The organism is Pseudomonas sp. LB3P31 (genome assembly GCF_054897945.1).
The window spans coordinates 1,736,693-1,749,361 of record NZ_CM142710.1 but is presented as its reverse complement, the minus strand read 5'-3'; the positions used below and the strand labels follow the sequence as shown (position 1 = coordinate 1,749,361).

The window sequence follows — 12,669 nt, the reverse complement described above, 5'->3', positions numbered from 1 at the left end:
GCTTGCCCACTCATTTCGGGCACCGAGTTGACTAGGGAAGTTGCTATTGCATGTGGCGTGAAACCAAAATTCTGCTGATTGATGACGATAGCGTCCGCCGCCGTGATTTGGCGGTGATTCTTAATTTTCTCGGTGAAGAAAATTTGCCCTGCGGAAGCCATGACTGGCAGCAGGCTGTGGGCTCTCTATCGTCCAGTCGTGAAGTGATCTGCGTCCTGATCGGGACGGTCAATGCGCCTGGCGCGCTTTTAGGCTTGCTTAAGACACTGTCTACCTGGGATGAGTTCCTTCCGGTTTTGTTGATGGGCGATAATTCTGCCAGCGACTTGCCTGAAGACCAGCGTCGGCGCGTGCTTTCGACCCTGGAAATGCCGCCCAGCTACAGCAAATTGCTCGACTCCCTGCACCGTGCCCAGGTCTATCGCGAGATGTACGACCAGGCCCGCGAGCGCGGTCGGCATCGCGAACCCAATCTGTTCCGCAGCCTCGTCGGCACCAGCCGGGCGATCCAGCACGTGCGCCAGATGATGCAGCAGGTCGCCGACACCGACGCCAGCGTGCTGATCCTTGGCGAGTCGGGCACCGGCAAGGAAGTGGTGGCGCGCAACCTGCACTATCACTCCAAGCGTCGTGACGCGCCGTTCGTGCCGGTCAACTGCGGGGCGATCCCGGCCGAGTTGCTGGAAAGCGAATTGTTCGGCCACGAGAAGGGCGCGTTTACCGGGGCGATCACCAGTCGTGCCGGGCGCTTTGAGCTGGCCAACGGTGGCACGCTGTTCCTCGACGAAATCGGCGACATGCCGCTGCCGATGCAGGTCAAGCTGCTGCGCGTATTGCAGGAACGCACCTTCGAGCGCGTGGGCAGCAACAAGACCCAGAGCGTCGACGTGCGCATCATTGCCGCGACCCACAAGAATCTCGAAAGCATGATCGAGATCGGCACCTTCCGCGAAGATCTGTACTACCGCCTGAATGTGTTCCCGATCGAGATGGCACCGCTGCGCGAGCGCGTCGAAGACATCCCGCTGCTGATGAACGAGCTGATCTCGCGCATGGAGCACGAGAAGCGCGGTTCGATCCGTTTCAACTCGGCGGCGATCATGTCGCTGTGTCGCCACGGCTGGCCGGGCAACGTTCGCGAGCTGGCCAACCTGGTGGAGCGCATGGCGATCATGCATCCGTACGGGGTGATCGGCGTGGTCGAGTTGCCGAAGAAATTCCGCTACGTCGACGACGAAGACGAGCAACTGGTCGACAGCCTGCGCAGCGACCTGGAAGAGCGGGTGGCCATCAATGGGCATACCCCGGACTTCTCGATGAATGCCTTGCTGCCACCGGAAGGCCTGGACCTCAAGGACTACCTCGGTGGCCTGGAGCAGGGGCTGATTCAACAGGCGCTGGATGATGCCAACGGCATCGTGGCGCGCGCTGCGGAACGCCTGCGTATTCGTCGCACCACCCTGGTGGAGAAGATGCGCAAGTACGGCATGAGCCGGCGTGACGGTGAAGAACAGGCGGATGATTGACGCCCGTTTTGCCCTTCCTGTGGGAGCGAGCTTGCTTCAAAGGCGCCGCGTTTAGCCAGTAAGGCGGCGTTATCGTTAAAGATTTTCGCGAGCGGGCTCGCTCCTACAGTAGGCCAGTAGGCGGTTTTTTTTAGGCACGGGTATTGCTACACCCCTCGCAACGTTCCGTTTAACTGACGGTCAGCCAAGCGAGAGTGCCCGATGCCCCAAGCCGCCCAGATGTCTCCTGTCCCTGACGCTTCAGGGCCACTGTCGTCCGTAGAGCAGGCAAACCGGCTGGGTCTCGAGCAGTCGTTTGCGCTGTTCAACCAGATGTCCAGCCAGTTGACCGATTCCTACAGCATGCTCGAAGCTCGGGTCACCGAGCTCAAGGGCGAGCTGGAACTGGTCAGCGCCCAGCGCATGCAGGAACTGGCGGAAAAAGAACGCCTGGCCAACCGTCTGCAAAACCTCCTTGATCTGTTGCCCGGGGGCGTCATCGTCATCGATGCCCAAGGCATCGTGCGCGAAGCCAATCCCGCCGCCTGCGAATTGCTCGGCCTGCCCCTTGAGGGCGAACTGTGGCGCCAGGTGATTGCCCGCTGCTTTGCGCCGCGTGAGGATGACGGACACGAGATTTCGCTGAAGGACGGGCGGCGCCTGTCGATCTCGACCCGTTCGCTGGATGCCGAACCGGGTCAGTTGGTGCTGCTCAATGACTTGACTGAAACCCGTCATTTGCAGGACCAGCTGGCCCGGCATGAGCGGCTGTCTTCCCTGGGGCGGATGGTCGCTTCCCTGGCGCATCAGATTCGTACGCCACTGTCCGCCGCCTTGCTGTACGCCAGCCACCTGACCGAGCAGGAACTGCCAGTCGCCACTCAGCAGCGTTTCGCCGGACGCTTGAAAGAGCGCTTGCACGAGCTGGAGCATCAGGTGCGCGACATGCTGATTTTCGCCCGTGGCGAGCTGCCGCTGACCGATCGCCTGACTCCGAAAATGCTCATGCAATCGCTGCAGGCGGCGGCGCAGACCCATGTGCAGGATCTGCCGATTCGCTGGCAGTGCGACAGCCATGCCGGCGAGTTGCTGTGCAATCGCGACACCTTGGTGGGCGCTATCCTCAACCTGATCGAGAACGCCATCCAGGCCAGCGCCACGCAGGTGCGATTGAAAGTGCACTTCTATACGCGCGGCAGCAATCTGCGGGTGTCGATCAGCGACAGCGGCAGCGGCATCGATCCCCAAGTACTTGCGCGCTTGGGCGAACCTTTTTTCACCACCAAAGCCACCGGAACCGGCCTCGGCCTGACCGTGGTCAAGGCAGTCGCCCGGGCACATCAGGGAGAATTGCTGCTGCGCTCGCGACCCGGTCGCGGTACTTGCGCGCAGCTAACCCTCCCACTATTCCAACCAACCACCCCCACCCCCTGTAGGAGCGAGCCTGCTCGCGAAAAACCCGAGAGCGCCCGGGGGTATCAGGCCGCCCGCGAAATCCCGAACGACCACCAAGCGCAGGGAGCGAACTAAAACTCATGCCCATCAAAGTTCTACTGGTCGAGGATGACCGAGCCCTGCGCGAAGCACTGGCCGACACCCTGCTGCTCGCAGGCCACGATTACGTCGCCGTCGGTTCAGCAGAAGAAGCACTGACCGCGGTCACCAAGGACGCCTTCAACCTGGTGCTCAGCGACGTCAACATGCCCGGCATGGACGGCCACCAATTGCTCAGCCTGTTACGCGCCCGTCAACCACAGCTGCCAGTGTTGCTGATGACCGCCCACGGCGCAGTCGAGCGAGCGGTGGACGCAATGCGCCAAGGTGCGGCCGATTACCTGGTCAAACCATTCGAGCCCAAGGCGCTGCTGGACCTGCTGGCGCGGCACGCCCTGGGCAGTCTGTGTGCCGAGGGGGAGGGACCGATCGCCTTCGAACCGGCCAGCGCACAGCTGCTGGAACTGGCCGCGCGCGTCGCCCGCAGTGATTCCACGGTGCTGATCTCCGGTGAGTCGGGGACCGGCAAGGAAGTGCTGGCGCGCTACATTCACCAGCACTCCCATCGGGCCAGTCAGCCGTTCATTGCGATCAACTGCGCAGCGATCCCGGACAACATGCTCGAGGCCACGCTGTTCGGTCATGAGAAGGGCTCGTTCACCGGCGCCATTGCCGCGCAGGCGGGCAAGTTCGAACAGGCGGATGGCGGCACCATCCTGCTCGACGAGATTTCCGAAATGCCCATGGGCCTGCAAGCCAAGCTGCTACGGGTGTTGCAGGAGCGTGAGGTCGAGCGGGTGGGTGCGCGCAAGCCGATCAGCCTGGATATTCGGGTGGTCGCGACCACCAACCGCGACCTTGCGGCGGAAGTGGCGGCGGGGCGCTTCCGGGAAGATTTGTACTATCGGTTGTCGGTGTTTCCGCTGGCCTGGCGTCCGTTGCGCGAACGAACCGCCGACATTCTGCCGCTGGCCGAGCGATTGTTGGCCAAACACGTCAATAAAATGAAGCATGCGGCGGCGAAGCTTTCGCCTGAGGCGCAGGCGTGCCTGATCGGTTACCCGTGGCCGGGGAATGTGCGCGAGCTGGATAACGCGATCCAGCGGGCGTTGATTTTGCAGCAGGGCGGGTTGATCCAGCCGCAGGATTTCTGCCTGGCGGGGCCGGTCGCCTGCGCGCCGTTGCCGGTATTGGCAGCCCCGGTGCAGGCGTTGGAGGTGGAGTCGGCGGGAGGCTTGGGCGATGACCTGCGCCGCCGCGAGTTCCAGATGATCATCGACACCTTGCGCAGCGAGCGCGGCCGGCGCAAGGAAGCCGCCGAACGCCTGGGCATCAGCCCGCGCACCTTGCGCTACAAGCTGGCGCAGATGCGCGATGCGGGGATGGATGTGGAAGCTTACCTGTTTGCTACTTGATCCCTGTGGGAGCAAGGCTTGCAAAGATTCTGTGGGAGCAAGGCTTGCTCCCACAGTAAGCCTTGCTCCCACGGTAAGCATTGCCTCCAGGGAAAATTGAGTTCAAGCCAGAGAACAGGATTTGTTATCCGTGCCCACCGAGCTGGCACCCTTGTTGCTAACACCTGTTTACCCGCCGAGTGAGCGTCAAAATATTGCGGGTAGTCATTGGGAGTGGAACATGAGCCAAGGTATTGAATTCAATCGGTTGATGCTGGATATGCGCGCCATGCAAATGGACGCCATGTCTGCGCCTAAAGCGACTGCCGCCGTGCCTCAATTGCCGGGCAGCAGCTTCTCCGACATGCTCGGCCAGGCCGTCAATAAAGTGAACGAAACCCAGCAGGCGTCCAGCCAGTTGTCCACCGCCTTCGAAATCGGCAAGAGCGGTGTCGACCTGACTGACGTGATGATCGCCAAGGAAAAAGCCGGCGTGTCGTTCCAGGCCATCACCCAGGTGCGCAACAAGCTGGTCCAGGCGTATCAAGACATCATGCAGATGCCGGTTTAAGGACGATATTGAGTCATGGCAGAAGCAGCCAGCGATAACGTTCCGGCCAAGTCCGGCTCGATAGACGGCAAACCGCCGTTGTTCGGCCTGTCCTTCCTGGAAAACCTTTCCCAGATGACCATGTTGCGTCAGGTCGGCCTGTTGGTCGGCCTGGCAGCGAGCGTGGCCATCGGCTTTGCCGTGGTCCTGTGGTCGCAGCAACCGGACTACCGCCCACTGTACGGCAGCCTCGCCGGCATGGACGCCAAGCAGGTCATGGATACCCTGGCGGCCGCCGACATTGCCTACTCAGTCGAGCCCAACTCCGGCGCCTTGCTGGTCAAAGCCGAAGACCTGTCCCGCGCGCGGCTCAAGCTTGCGGGCGCTGGTGTCACTCCCAGCGATGGCAATATCGGTTTTGAGATCCTCGACAAGGACCAGGGCCTGGGCACCAGCCAGTTCATGGAAGCGACCCGTTACCGTCGCGGCCTCGAAGGCGAACTGGCCCGCACCATCTCCAGCCTGAACAACGTCAAGGGCGCGCGAGTGCACCTGGCCATTCCGAAAAGCTCGGTGTTCGTGCGCGACGAGCGCAAGCCCAGCGCCTCGGTGTTGATCGAACTGTATTCCGGCCGCTCCCTGGAGCCTGGCCAGGTCCTGGCGATCATTAACCTGGTGGCGACCAGTGTTCCGGAGCTGAGCAAATCCCAGGTCACCGTGGTCGACCAGAAGGGCAATTTGCTGTCGGACCAAGCGGAAAACTCCGAACTGACCATGGCCGGCAAGCAATTCGACTACAGCCGCCGCATGGAAAGTATGCTGACCCAGCGTGTGCACAACATCCTGCAACCAGTACTGGGCAACGATCGCTACAAGGCTGAAGTTTCGGCCGACGTGGATTTCAGCGCGGTCGAATCGACTTCTGAGCAGTTCAACCCGGATCAACCGGCGTTGCGCAGCGAGCAGTCGGTCAACGAGCAACGCACCACGAGCAATGGATCGCAAGGCGTGCCTGGCGCCCTGAGCAACCAACCGCCGTCGCCAGCGTCCGCGCCTGCAACCACCGGTGGCGCCACCGCGTCGGCCGGCATGGTGCAGCCCGGCCAGCCGCTGCTGGATGCCAACGGCCAGCAGATCATGGACCCGGCCACCGGCCAGCCGATGCTCGCGCCGTACCCGGCCGACAAGCGTCAGCAGTCGACCAAGAACTTCGAGCTCGACCGTTCCATCAGCCACACCAAGCAGCAGCAGGGCCGGCTCAATCGCCTGTCGGTGTCGGTGGTGGTCGACGATCAGGTCAAGATCAACCCGGCCAACGGTGAAACCAGCCGTGCGCCGTGGACCGCCGATGAATTGGCGCGCTTCACTCGCCTGGTGCAGGATGCGGTCGGTTTCGACGCCAGCCGTGGCGACAGCGTCAGCGTGATCAACATGCCGTTCTCCGCCGAGCGCAGCGAAGTGATTGCCGATGTGCCGTTCTATTCCCAGCCGTGGTTCTGGGATGTGATCAAGCAAGTGCTGGGCGTGTTGTTCATCCTGGTACTGGTGTTCGGCGTGTTGCGCCCGGTGCTCAACAACATCACCAATGGCGGCAAAGGCAAACAGCTGGTCGGCATGGGCAGCGACGTCGAGTTGGGTGGCATGGGCGGCCTGGATGGCGAACTGGCCAACGACCGCGTCAGCCTCGGCGGCCCGCAAAGCATCCTGCTGCCAAGCCCGAGCGAAGGCTATGACGCGCAGTTGAATGCAATCAAGAGTCTGGTGGCAGAAGACCCGGGCCGTGTGGCCCAGGTCGTGAAAGAGTGGATTAACGCAGATGAATGATAATCGAGTCGCTGCCGCCAAACTGTCCAAGGTCGACAAAGCCGCGATCCTGCTGCTGTCCCTGGGCTCCACGGATGCTGCACAGGTGTTGCGCCACATGGGTCCCAAAGAGGTCCAACGTGTCGGCGTGGCCATGGCGCAGATGGGCAACGTGCACCGCGAGCAGGTCGAGCAGGTGATGAGCGAGTTCGTCGACATCGTCGGCGACCAGACCAGCCTGGGCGTCGGTTCCGACGACTACGTACGCAAGATGCTCACCCAGGCCCTGGGCGAAGACAAGGCCAACGGCCTGATCGACCGCATCCTGCTGGGCGGCAACACCAGCGGCCTCGATAGCCTGAAGTGGATGGAGCCGCGCGCCGTCGCCGATGTGATCCGCTACGAACACCCGCAGATCCAGGCGATCGTGGTGGCGTATCTCGACCCCGACCAGGCCGGTGAAGTGCTGGGCAATTTCGACCACAAGGTGCGTCTCGACATCATCCTGCGGGTGTCTTCGCTGAACACCGTGCAACCGGCCGCCTTGAAAGAGCTCAACCAGATTCTCGAGAAGCAGTTCTCCGGCAACTCAAACGCCTCGCGCACCAACCTCGGCGGGATCAAGCGCGCGGCCGACATCATGAACTTCCTCGACAGCTCGATCGAAGGGCAGCTGATGGACTCGATCCGCGAAGTCGACGAAGACCTGTCCGGTCAGATCGAAGACCTGATGTTCGTGTTCAACAACCTCGCCGACGTCGACGACCGCGGCATCCAGGCGTTGCTGCGCGAAGTGTCCTCCGACGTGCTGGTGCTGGCCCTCAAAGGCTCGGACGAGAACGTCAAGGAAAAGATCTTCAAGAACATGTCCAAACGAGCAGCGGAACTGTTGCGCGACGACCTCGAGGCCAAGGGCCCGGTGCGCGTCAGCGACGTCGAAACTGCACAGAAAGAAATCCTCACCATCGCCCGCCGTATGGCCGAAGCCGGAGAAATCGTTCTCGGCGGGAAAGGCGGCGAAGAGATGATCTAAGGTCACCATGTCGACCAAACACGATGAGTCCCAGACTGACCTGATCCGTGCCAAGGACGTCAGCGCTGTCGATCTGTGGTCCTTGCCCAGTTTCGATCCGTACGTCCCAGAGCCGGAACCTGAGCCAGAACCCGAGCCGCCGGAAATGGAAGAGGTGCCGCTGGATGAAGTCCAGCCGCTGACCCTCGAAGAGCTCGAAAGCATTCGCCAGGAGGCCTACAACGAAGGCTTCGCTACCGGCGAGCGTGAAGGTTTTCACAGCACCACGCTCAAGGTTCGCCAGGAAGCCGAAGCGGCGCTGACGGCGAAAGTCGGCGCGCTGGAACAGCTCATGGGCCAGCTGTTTGAGCCCATCGCCGAGCAGGACACCTTGATCGAGAAGTCCCTGGTGGACCTGGTCCAGCACCTCACCAAACAGGTGATCCAGCGCGAGCTGGCGATCGACTCGACTCAGCTCGAGCACGTCATGCGCGATGCGCTCAAGCTGTTGCCGCTGGGCGTGGGCAACGTGCGGCTGTACATCAATCCGCAGGATTTCGAACAGGTCAAAGCGCTGCGCGAACGGCATGAAGAAACCTGGCGCATCGTTGAAGACGAGGCGCTATTGCCGGGCGGTTGCCGAGTGGAGACCGAACACAGTCGCATCGACGCCACGGTGGAAACCCGTCTGGCGCGGGTCATGGACAAACTGTTCGACCAGATGCACGAACAGGCGCTGCATCCTGCCGCCCCGGACCTGAGCCTGGAGCTCTCGGGGCACACCCCGCCACCAGCCGCCCCGGCTGCGGACGAACCTGATGCGCCTTGATCGCACCAGTTTTGCCAAGCGCCTGGGCAGTTACGCCGAGGCCACGCAGCTGTCCGGCGGGCCGATCCTGGAAGGCCGCCTGCTGCGCATGGTCGGCCTGACTCTGGAAGCCGAGGGCTTGCGCGCCGCCATGGGCAGCCGCTGCATGGTGATCAACGACGACAGTTATCAGCCGGTGCAGGTCGAAGCCGAAGTCATGGGCTTCTCCGGCAGCAAGGTATTTCTGATGCCGGTCGGCAGTGTCGCCGGCATCGCGCCGGGCGCCCGGGTGGTGCCGCTGGCGGATGCCGGTCGCTTGCCGATGGGCATGAGCATGCTCGGGCGGGTACTCGATGGCGCCGGTCGCGCGCTGGACGGCAAGGGCGGGATGAAGGCCGAGGATTGGGTGCCGATGGATGGCCCGACGATCAACCCGCTCAAGCGCGAACCGATCAGCGAACCGCTGGACGTGGGCATTCGTTCGATCAACGGCTTGTTGACGGTGGGTCGCGGTCAGCGTTTGGGTCTGTTTGCCGGTACCGGCGTGGGCAAGAGTGTGCTGCTGGGCATGATGACCCGCTTCACCGAAGCCGACATTGTGGTCGTCGGGCTGATCGGCGAGCGCGGACGCGAAGTGAAGGAGTTCATCGAGCACATTCTCGGCGAGGAAGGGCTCAAGCGTTCGGTAGTGGTTGCGTCGCCGGCGGATGACGCGCCGCTGATGCGTTTGCGTGCGGCAATGTACTGCACGCGCATCGCCGAGTATTTTCGCGACAAGGGCAAGAATGTCCTGTTGCTTATGGATTCGCTGACGCGTTTTGCCCAGGCCCAGCGGGAAATCGCCCTGGCCATCGGCGAACCGCCGGCGACCAAGGGCTACCCGCCTTCGGTGTTTGCCAAGTTGCCAAAACTGGTCGAGCGCGCCGGTAATGCGGAGAAGGGCGGTGGTTCGATTACCGCGTTCTACACCGTGCTGTCCGAAGGCGATGATCAGCAGGACCCGATTGCCGACTCGGCGCGAGGCGTGCTTGATGGCCACATCGTGCTGTCGCGGCGCTTGGCCGAGGAAGGTCATTACCCGGCCATCGACATCGAAGCGTCCATCAGCCGGGTGATGCCTTCGGTGGTGACACCGGAGCACATGACCCGGGCCCAGTATTTTAAACAGCTGTGGTCGCGTTATCAGCAGAGTCGCGACCTGATCAGCGTCGGTGCCTACGTGGCCGGCGGCGATCGCGAGACCGACCTGGCGATTGCCCTGCAACCGCAACTGGTCAAGTACCTGCGCCAGGGCTTGAACGACAACATCAGCCTGGGTGAGAGCGAAGCTTATCTTGGCTCGATCTTCGCCCCGGCAGCCGGCGGCTAACCGGCCATGGCCCAGAGTCGAGCTGCGCGCCTGGCACCCGTGGTGGACATGGCCGAGAAGGTCGAGAAAGCCGCGGTGCAGCGCCTTGGGCATTTCCAGGGTCAGGTGCGCCTGGCCGAGAGCAAGCTCGCCGACCTTGAAGCCTTTCGCCTGGATTATCAGGAGCAGTGGATTGTGCGCGGCAGCAGTGGCGTGTCCGGCCAATGGCTGCTCGGCTATCAGGGTTTTCTCGCGCAGTTGGGCACTGCCATCGACCAGCAACGGCAGAGCCTGGCCTGGCACCAGAATAATCTGAACAAGGCGCGCGACACCTGGCAACAGGCTTATGCCCGGGTCGAAGGCTTGCGCAAACTGGTGCTGCGCTACACCGACGAGGCGCGCCGCCTGGAAGACAAGCGCGAGCAGAAGCTGCTTGATGAGTTGTCCCAGCGCTTGCCGCGGCAGAATCCTTATTAACTGGTCGATCGCGTTATCGTTCATCGCGGGCAAGCCTTGCTCCCACAGGTCAGTGCTGGGCAAGCCTTGCTCCCACAGGTCTGGTGTTGCAGGCAATGAGTGTGCCCGGCGCAAATCCTGTGGGAGCAAGGCTTGCCCGCGATGGCGTATTCATGGGGGCCATCAATCTCTGGCCTTGCCCCGACCTCTACCAAATGCTAAACCTTGTACAAGCAAGTTCCCCTACGACAAGGAAGCCAACAATGTCAGTCGTCTCAGAAGTTTCCGCGGATGGGCAAAAGCTGACGATCTCGATCAAGGGCCGATTCGATTTCGCCAAGCACCAGGAGTTTCGCGAAGCCTACGAAAACCTTCAGCCGAAACCCGAACTCTTCGAAGTCAATCTGAAGGACGCCACTTATCTAGATAGTTCAGCCTTGGGCATGTTGTTGTTATTGCGTGATCACGCGGGTGGCGAGAACGCCGAAGTAACGCTGACCAACGCCAATGTGGATGTGCGCAAAATTCTCGCCATTTCCAACTTTGAACAAATTTTCGACGTGGCGTGACCGCCATGCAACCGCCGTTCGAACCGCTGACGATCCTGATCGCCGAGGACAGCGCGGCCGATCGCCTGTTGCTCTCGACCATCGTCCGTCGCCAGGGTCATGCAGTCTTGACCGCAGCCAACGGGGCAGAGGCGGTCGAAGTCTTCCGTGCGCAGTGCCCGCAGCTGGTGCTGATGGACGCGATGATGCCAGTGATGGATGGCTTTGAAGCCGCGCAACAGATCAAGGCGCTGGCCGGGGAAACCCTGGTGCCGATCATCTTCCTCACCTCGCTCACTGAAAGCGAAGGTCTGGCGCGCTGCCTGGAGGCCGGGGGCGACGACTTTCTGGCGAAGCCCTACAACCAGGTAATTCTCGCCGCCAAGATCAAGGCGATGGATCGCTTGCGCCGCTTGCAGGCCACCGTGCTGCAGCAACGTGACCAGATCGCCCGCCACCACGAGTACCTGCTCAACGAGCAGCGCGTGGCCAAGGCGGTGTTTGACAAGGTGGCGCATTCCGGCTGCCTCAACGCCCCGAACATCCGCTACCTGCAATCGCCCTACGCCCTGTTCAACGGCGACCTGCTGCTGGCCGCGTTCACCCCTGCAGGCGACATGCATGTGCTGCTCGGGGACTTCACCGGCCATGGCCTGCCGGCGGCTGTCGGCGCGATGCCCCTGGCGGAAGTGTTTTATGGCATGACCGCCAAGGGCTACGGCTTGTCGGAAACCCTGCGCGAGATGAACGCCAAGCTCAAGCGCATCCTGCCGGTGGACATGTTCTGCTGCGCAACCCTGCTGTGCCTGAGCTTCCAGCGGCGCTCGGTCGAGGTGTGGAATGGCGGCATGCCCGACGGCTACCTGCACTGCGTCGCCACTGCCGAGCGCACGCCGTTGCCGGCCAGGCACTTGCCGCTGGGCGTGTTGAACCCGCACAGTTTTGACGATCGTACCGAAGTATTCCCCATGGCCGTTGGCGATCGGGTGTTCCTGTTGTCCGACGGGGTGATCGACACCTGCGATGCCAATGAGCAGCTGTTCGGCGTCGAGCGCCTGCAGCAGGTGTTTGCCGCCAATCGTCAGCCCGATGCGTTGTTTCAGGAGATCGAGCAGGCACTGGATGATTTTCGTGGTGAAGCCCGCGACGATGTCAGTCTGCTCGAAGTCAGCCTGCTGGACGTGGCGCAGATGCGCCCGCCAGCCATGGTCTACTCCGACAGCGGGCAATTGTCCCCGCTCGACTGGTCGGTGAGTTTCGAATTTCGCGCCGCTTCGCTCAAGCGCTTCAATCCGCTGCCATACCTGTTGCAATTGCTCAGCGAAGTGCATGGCCTGCGGGCCCAGAGCGGCGCGCTGTATAGCGTTCTTGCCGAACTGTATTCCAATGCCCTGGAGCATGGCGTACTCGGGCTGGATTCCAGTCTCAAGCGCGATGCCCCGGGATTTGCGCGCTATTATCAGGAGCGCAATAGCCGTCTCGATGGCCTGGACAAAGGCTACGTGCGGGTGCACCTGGAGGTGGTGCCGCAGGGCGAGGGCGGTTGCCTGACCATCCGGGTCGAAGACAGCGGCAAGGGTTTTGACGTTGAACAAGTGATGCAGCGACCGGTGGACAGTGGCCGTCTGTCGGGACGTGGCGTCAGCCTGGTGCGGCAACTCGGGCGTAATGCCAGTTGGTCCGACGATGGTCGCAGTGCTCGCGTAGAGTTTTTCTGGGAGGCTCTGGCATAATCCCGCCCATTCTTGATC

10 protein-coding genes and 1 pseudogene are annotated in these 12,669 nt (G+C 62.1%); all 11 read left to right on the top strand.

What is annotated here, in order from left to right; genetic code table 11:
• The first annotated feature begins 50 nt into the window (after positions 1-50).
• The 11 genes and pseudogenes from ACYZTK_RS07890 to ACYZTK_RS07840 all read left to right on the top strand — a co-directional run bounded on the left by ACYZTK_RS07890 (position 51) and on the right by ACYZTK_RS07840 (position 12,651).
• Positions 51-1,526, top strand: coding sequence for a sigma-54 dependent transcriptional regulator (locus ACYZTK_RS07890; protein ID WP_462013913.1), 1,476 nt, complete (start codon positions 51-53; stop codon positions 1,524-1,526).
• Positions 1,527-1,745: 219 nt separating this feature from the next.
• Positions 1,746-2,930: pseudogene (locus ACYZTK_RS07885) on the top strand (sensor histidine kinase); the annotation flags it as partial.
• A gap of 110 nt (positions 2,931-3,040) precedes the next feature.
• Positions 3,041-4,414 carry a sigma-54-dependent transcriptional regulator gene (locus ACYZTK_RS07880; protein ID WP_462013912.1) on the top strand — a complete coding sequence of 458 codons (1,374 nt, stop codon included), beginning with the start codon at positions 3,041-3,043 and terminating at the stop codon, positions 4,412-4,414.
• Positions 4,415-4,634: 220 nt separating this feature from the next.
• Positions 4,635-4,964 (top strand): flagellar hook-basal body complex protein FliE, encoded by a 330-nt coding sequence (gene fliE, locus ACYZTK_RS07875; protein ID WP_045058888.1) that lies wholly within the window; start codon positions 4,635-4,637, stop codon positions 4,962-4,964.
• 15 nt (positions 4,965-4,979) lie between these two features.
• Positions 4,980-6,767 (top strand): flagellar basal-body MS-ring/collar protein FliF, encoded by a 1,788-nt coding sequence (fliF, locus tag ACYZTK_RS07870; protein WP_462013911.1) that lies wholly within the window; start codon positions 4,980-4,982, stop codon positions 6,765-6,767.
• The gene (gene fliG, locus ACYZTK_RS07865; RefSeq protein WP_462013910.1) at positions 6,760-7,779 is read left to right on the top strand and encodes a flagellar motor switch protein FliG; all 1,020 of its coding nucleotides are present in this window, start codon (positions 6,760-6,762) and stop codon (positions 7,777-7,779) included. The genes fliF and fliG overlap by 8 nt, the downstream gene beginning before the upstream one ends.
• A gap of 7 nt (positions 7,780-7,786) precedes the next feature.
• Positions 7,787-8,587, top strand: a complete 801-nt coding sequence (fliH, locus tag ACYZTK_RS07860) for a flagellar assembly protein FliH (protein WP_462013909.1) — start codon at positions 7,787-7,789, stop codon at positions 8,585-8,587.
• Entirely contained in the window at positions 8,577-9,935 is a 1,359-nt protein-coding gene (fliI, locus tag ACYZTK_RS07855; protein ID WP_462013908.1) for a flagellar protein export ATPase FliI, read from the top strand. The genes fliH and fliI overlap by 11 nt, the downstream gene beginning before the upstream one ends.
• A gap of 6 nt (positions 9,936-9,941) precedes the next feature.
• Positions 9,942-10,391: a flagellar export protein FliJ gene (gene fliJ / locus ACYZTK_RS07850; protein ID WP_462013907.1), complete on the top strand. Its 450-nt coding sequence runs from the start codon at positions 9,942-9,944 to the stop codon at positions 10,389-10,391.
• A gap of 242 nt (positions 10,392-10,633) precedes the next feature.
• Complete coding sequence (locus tag ACYZTK_RS07845) at positions 10,634-10,939, top strand: STAS domain-containing protein (protein WP_462014873.1); 306 nt, start codon at positions 10,634-10,636, stop codon at positions 10,937-10,939.
• Positions 10,940-10,944: 5 nt separating this feature from the next.
• Positions 10,945-12,651, top strand: a complete 1,707-nt coding sequence (locus tag ACYZTK_RS07840) for an ATP-binding SpoIIE family protein phosphatase (RefSeq protein WP_462013906.1) — start codon at positions 10,945-10,947, stop codon at positions 12,649-12,651.
• The last annotated feature ends 18 nt before the right edge of the window (positions 12,652-12,669 follow it).

What these genes read in the sequence shown, in the direction of transcription:
- ACYZTK_RS07890 (WP_462013913.1), top strand. Translation starts at nt 51, where the DNA reads ATGTGGCGTGAAACCAAAATTCTGCTGATTGATGACGATAGCGTCCGC.
- ACYZTK_RS07880 (WP_462013912.1), top strand. Translation starts at nt 3,041, where the DNA reads ATGCCCATCAAAGTTCTACTGGTCGAGGATGACCGAGCCCTGCGCGAA.
- fliE (WP_045058888.1), top strand. Translation starts at nt 4,635, where the DNA reads ATGAGCCAAGGTATTGAATTCAATCGGTTGATGCTGGATATGCGCGCC.
- fliF (WP_462013911.1), top strand. Translation starts at nt 4,980, where the DNA reads ATGGCAGAAGCAGCCAGCGATAACGTTCCGGCCAAGTCCGGCTCGATA.
- fliG (WP_462013910.1), top strand. Translation starts at nt 6,760, where the DNA reads ATGAATGATAATCGAGTCGCTGCCGCCAAACTGTCCAAGGTCGACAAA.
- fliH (WP_462013909.1), top strand. Translation starts at nt 7,787, where the DNA reads ATGTCGACCAAACACGATGAGTCCCAGACTGACCTGATCCGTGCCAAG.
- fliI (WP_462013908.1), top strand. Translation starts at nt 8,577, where the DNA reads ATGCGCCTTGATCGCACCAGTTTTGCCAAGCGCCTGGGCAGTTACGCC.
- fliJ (WP_462013907.1), top strand. Translation starts at nt 9,942, where the DNA reads ATGGCCCAGAGTCGAGCTGCGCGCCTGGCACCCGTGGTGGACATGGCC.
- ACYZTK_RS07845 (WP_462014873.1), top strand. Translation starts at nt 10,634, where the DNA reads ATGTCAGTCGTCTCAGAAGTTTCCGCGGATGGGCAAAAGCTGACGATC.
- ACYZTK_RS07840 (WP_462013906.1), top strand. Translation starts at nt 10,945, where the DNA reads ATGCAACCGCCGTTCGAACCGCTGACGATCCTGATCGCCGAGGACAGC.